Below are 5036 nucleotides of genomic sequence, written 5' to 3'. Positions count from 1 at the left end.
GCTTGGGCGCGGCTCGTCCTTCTTCCGCTGGCTTCACAGAACTCAATCGCTTTCGCTTTTCGTCGCTGCACTTCAGGCCATAACCCGCGATTTACGGCCCGATTCCGCCCCCCTGCATACAGGCAGATTCGCCAAGGAGCAGACCTCCACAGAATTCTGTCCCCGGCGAACCTTTTGACTAAAACAGCATTTTTGGGACTAAAGCCAAACGGCGCAGCTCCCGAGCTTCGAGCCCCTACAGGAACTTGTCGAGCTCGCGGTCGACCACGGCGTTGCGCTTCACGTTGGGCTTGGCGATGAAGCGGCCGCGGTGGATGACGTGCCTGGGAGTGCGCAGCGCGCACAGGTCGTCGAGCGGGTTCGCGTCGACGACGATCATGTCGGCGTCCTTCCCCACCTCGATCGAGCCCGTCACGTCCCCTACGCCGGCGAGCTGGGCGTTGCGCAGCGTCGCCGTGTGGAGCGCGAACGAGCGGGAGACGCCGACGTACTTCTCGAAGTAGCGAAGCTCGCGCCAGAAGTCGCACTGGGTGATCCAGGGGCAGCCCACATCGTTGCCGAGGGCCACGGGAACGCCCTGCTCGAGAGCAGCCTTCGAGTTGGCGATGATACCCTCAAAGACCATGTTGCCGTTGTACTGCTCGACCTCGCTCGCGCACGAGACGGAGCGGTCGAAGAGCGCGTAGGGCAGCGCCGGCGAGATCGTGGTACAGAGGAACGGGCCGTTCTTCTTGAAAAGGCCCATGATCTGGTCGGTCGGCGCGGCGCCGTGCTCGATCGAGTCGACGCCGCCCTCGAGCGCGACGCGCACGCCCTCTGTAGACTCGACGTGCGCGGCAACGGTAAAGCCGAGCTCGTGGGCGCGGTCGCACACCGCGCGCACCATGGCGGGATCCATCTTGAGCTCGCCGGGCGTGCCCTTCTCCTTGGCGTCGAGCACACCGCCGGTAATCATGAGCTTGATAAGGTCGGCGCCCTGTGAGCGTGCGACGTCGACCTGGGCCAGGGCCTCGGGGATACTTCGCGCCGCGATGGCCACCGAGCCCGCCATGTGGCCGCCGGGCACCGAGATTCCCTGGTTGGCAGCGAGGATGCGCGGAGCGTCGAGCCTGCCGGCGGCGCCGGCGTCGCGCACGCGCGTGTCGAAGTCGCCCAGGCCGCCGACGGTGCGGATGGTGGTGACGCCGCTGTGCAGCTCCAGGCGCGCGTACTCCGCCACCAGGCGATACGCGATCGCACGCGTAAGGCCGTTGGCCATGACCTTCTTGACCAGCGCCTCGTTGTCGCGCTGCTTCTTTTGGGGCTTGCCATTGCCCGCGAGGTGCACGTGCATGTTGATGAGACCCGGAAGCAGGTAGGCGCCCTTGAGGTCGACGAGCTCGCAGCCGGCAAGGTCCGCCTCGGCCGTGGGGGCGACCTCCACGATGCGCTGCCCCTCAACGACGACCGCGTGGTTCTCGAGCGGCTCCATGCCCTCGGTTCCGTCGAGCACGTTTGCATTGATATACGCCGTCCTTTGGTTCGGGGCGGCGATGAAGGCGGCCTTTGCCATTTGGCTATCCTTCCCGTTTGCTGACCTGGCGCCAGGACCTATCGACAATTTGTCTACATGATAGTCAAGCGCACGCGGCGCGCGGCTGATGACCCGTCCTCCAGGTTGCCCTTACCAGCAAAACCCCGCCGCTCGTCGAGGGACGATTCACGCGCGTGCGGGCGGCTGGGATACTTGGCACCGTGTGTATTTACGGGGCACTATGAGAGGAGCACAACATGAAGCAGCTCAACGAGAAGGTCGCCGTCGTCACCGGCGCAGGACAGGGCATCGGCAAGGGCATCGCGCTGTGCCTCGCCAAGCGCGGCGTCAAGGTCGTGTGCACCGGGCGCCGAGAGGCCCCCATCCAGCAGACCGTCGCCGAGATCGAAGAACTGGGCGGCCAGGGCCTGGCCATGACCTGCGACTCCGCCGACCGCGCCCGCGTCGAGGAGGTCGTCAAGGCAGCTGTGGATACCTTCGGCTCCATCGACGTCATCGTCAACAACGGCCAGGCGATCGTGCCCTCCGCCCCCGTCGAGGACACCACCTACGAGAACATGCTCGCCGCCTGGGAGTCGGGCACCATCGGCTCGCTCAACTACATGCAGGCCGCCTTCCCCTACATGAAGGAGCAAGGCGAGGGCCGTATCATCAACTTCGCCTCCGCCACCGGCATGTTCGGCATCGCCGGCCAGCTCGCCTACGGCTCCAACAAGGAGGCCCTGCGCGGCCTGACCAAGATCGCCGCCAAGGAGTGGGGCCAGTACGGCATCTGCGTGAACGTCGTGCTCCCCGGCGCCGAGTCCCCCGCCGCCAAGGCCTGGGCCGAGAAGTTCCCCGAGGAGTACAAGAAGCAGGTCATGCTCAACCCCATGCACCGCTTCGGCGACCCCGAGGGCGACATCGCTCCCGTCGTCGCCTTCCTCGCGGGCCCCGACTCCTGCTACTACTCCGGCCAGTCCGTGATCGTCGACGGCGCCAACTCCATCATGCCGTAGCGCTCATGGCCTAGCGTCCGAACAGCGGCGCCCCGCCCCATCGCCTTACGCGCGAGCAGCGCGCCTCGGCGGGGGCGGGGCTTTTTCGCGCCCGGCACGGACGCGAAGCTTTATTTCTGAGCCCAAGTCGAAGGGCAACGCCTTCCGACGGGTCTAAACAACGTCATTCACGCAGAAAAAGTCACGAAGTAGGTATCCAATTCTAAAATGTGTGAGTAGAGGTTACTTTGCGCTGACGTTTCCGCAGGTAAAAAAGCTAGAACTATTTGAGCTACTCGAGCTTTTCGAAATAGGATACCTACATCGTGTTGTTTTATATAAGCTGACCCGTTTGCGACCTCAAACGGCGCGGACGATCTGCGCCCGTGGGTCGTTAAATACCCTTCGCGGGATTCCGCAACGTTCGCGAATGCCCGCCTTACCGCAAGCTCCTTAGAATTGACTTACCCGCTATATTCGTCCCAAAGGAGGCGGCTCGCATGAAGAAAAACGCATCGCCACGAATCATCGCCCTGACGTTTTTGGTGGCCTTGGCCTGCGGATGCCTCCTTACGGCATCCGGGTGTGCCCGCGAGGCCGAGCAACCGGATTTGAAGCCGGTCATCTATCTCTACCCGGAACAGAAGGAGGACGTCTCGGTCGAGCTTGACTATACGGGAGACTTGACCTGCACGTATCCCGACTACAACGGCAAGTGGAACGTCACCGCGCTGCCCGACGGAACGCTCACGGACGCAGACGGGCAGACGTACAACTACCTGTACTGGGAAGGCGAGAACGACGCCGCGTACGATTTCTCCAAGGGCTTCTGCGTGGCAGGAGGCGACACCGCGGCCTTCCTCGAGAGTGCGCTCGGGCAGCTGGGGCTAAATCGCAAGGAAGCGAACGAGTTCATCGTCTACTGGTTGCCGCTTATGCAGGACAATCCCTACAACATCATCTCGTTCCAGGCAGACGCCTATACGCAGGCGGCCCAGCTCCACATTGATCCCGAGCCCGACACGCTGCTTCGCGTGTTCATGGCGTGGAAGCCCGCAGACTCCCCGGTTGATATTCCCACCCAGGAACTCGCGGCACCCGAGCGCGTCGGCTTCACGGTGGTCGAGTGGGGCGGCAGCCTCGTCAAGTAGCGGCAACGCGACTTAGCTAAAGGGCCCGCGGGCACGCCAATTTTCGGCGGCTCCCGCGGGCCCTTCTTTGTGTGCGAAACCGTTAGAGGCTACGCGTTCTTCTCGCGGTTGTAGTTGATGAGGCAGCCGGCCTTGACGATGGCGCGCTCCTCGGGGGTCATGTCGGCGATCGCGAGCTTGACCTGCTCGACGGACCCGTCGGCGCGGACGACCCATGCGGCGATGTCAGCGAGCTCGCCGTCGAGCGTGGCGCGAATGCCGGGCACGAACACGTAGTCGCCAACCTCGAAGTTGGGCTCGCCCTCCATCTGGAAGGGCAGCATGCCCCAGTTCATCACGTTGGAGCGGTAGCGCTTGGTGGCGTACTCGCTGACGATGTTCGCGAGGCCGCCGATCACGCGCTGGCAGCTCGCGGCCTGCTCGCGGGCGGAGCCGTCGCCGGGCTTGACGGCGTAGACCATGCTGCCGTACTCGGTCGCCTTGGAGTCGGCCTCGACGCCCGCCGCGGCGAGCGCGCCGAACACGCCGGCCAGCGCCGGGTCGGCCTCGGCGAGGTCCTCGCCGGCGACGCGGCGCTTCTCGACGGCGTCTACGGCCTTGGAGCGGCCGACGTACTCGGGGTCGCGACGCGAGAGGGTGAACTCGGCCAGGCCGAGCGGGTTGGAGCGGTAGGAGCTCGTCTCTCCGGAGGGGATGAGCTCGTCGGTGGTGGTCACCGGGTCCATGATCTTTGAGCAGACCTTGAGCAGGATGTCCTGAGCGAGGGGCTCCATCGCGGGCCAGGGCTTGATGTTCGGGCCCTCGACCAGCGCGGAGCCGAGGTCCTCCTTGCCGAAGCCCCAGTAGACGCGCTTTTTGTAGGGGGCGGAGTCGAAGTGGTACTCGCACTTCTCGTCCCAAGTCTCGTCGGGCAGGTCGGTGGCCGGGGTAAGCACGCCGCCGGCGGCTGCGGTGGCTGCGATAGAGCGCGCGTCCATGAGCGCGACGGCCGAGAGCTGGCCGTTTCCGGGCTTGGAGCCCTCGCGGTTGGGGAAATTGCGCGTGGTGTGGCGGATGGACAGGCCGTTGTTGGCGGGCGTGTCGCCGGCGCCGAAGCACGGGCCGCAGAAGGCCGTGCGCACGATGGCGCCCGCCTCCATGAGGTCGTAGATGTAGCCGCGGCGCGTGAGCTCGAGCGCGACCGGCTGGCTCGTGGGGTAAACGGACAGCGAGAACTCGCCGCAGCCGATGTTGGCGCCCTTGAGCGCGCGGGCCGCCTGGACGACGGAGTCGTAGTTGCCGCCGGAGCAGCCGGCGATCACGCCCTGCTGGACGTGGAGCTTGCCGTCGACGACCTTGTCGAGCAGGCTGAAGTTGACCTTCTTGCCGCCGATG

4 protein-coding genes are annotated in these 5036 nt (G+C 65.1%); 2 read left to right on the top strand and 2 right to left on the bottom strand.

What is annotated here, in order from left to right; genetic code table 11:
* Positions 1-235 precede the first annotated feature (235 nt).
* Positions 236-1552 carry an amidohydrolase family protein gene (locus ACT84W_RS05140; RefSeq protein ID WP_444328432.1) on the bottom strand — a complete coding sequence of 439 codons (1317 nt, stop codon included), beginning with the start codon at positions 1550-1552 and terminating at the stop codon, positions 236-238.
* Between the two features lie 218 nt (positions 1553-1770).
* On the opposite strand from ACT84W_RS05140, the gene ACT84W_RS05135 reads away from it, so the two are divergent.
* A complete protein-coding gene (locus ACT84W_RS05135) occupies positions 1771-2532 on the top strand; it encodes an SDR family NAD(P)-dependent oxidoreductase (protein WP_444328431.1) in 762 nt (253 codons plus the stop codon).
* A gap of 479 nt (positions 2533-3011) precedes the next feature.
* On the top strand, positions 3012-3662 hold the full coding sequence (locus ACT84W_RS05130; protein ID WP_444328430.1) for a hypothetical protein: 651 nt from the start codon (positions 3012-3014) through the stop codon (positions 3660-3662).
* Positions 3663-3751: 89 nt separating this feature from the next.
* Here ACT84W_RS05130 and ACT84W_RS05125 read toward each other — a convergent pair.
* The coding region (locus ACT84W_RS05125) for a hydratase (protein WP_444328429.1) at positions 3752-5036 on the bottom strand (1285 nt) is incomplete at its 5' end.

The organism is Paratractidigestivibacter sp., from assembly GCF_052362415.1.
Taxonomy (GTDB): domain Bacteria; phylum Actinomycetota; class Coriobacteriia; order Coriobacteriales; family Atopobiaceae; genus Paratractidigestivibacter.
This window is presented reverse-complemented; position numbering and strand designations above follow the sequence as displayed.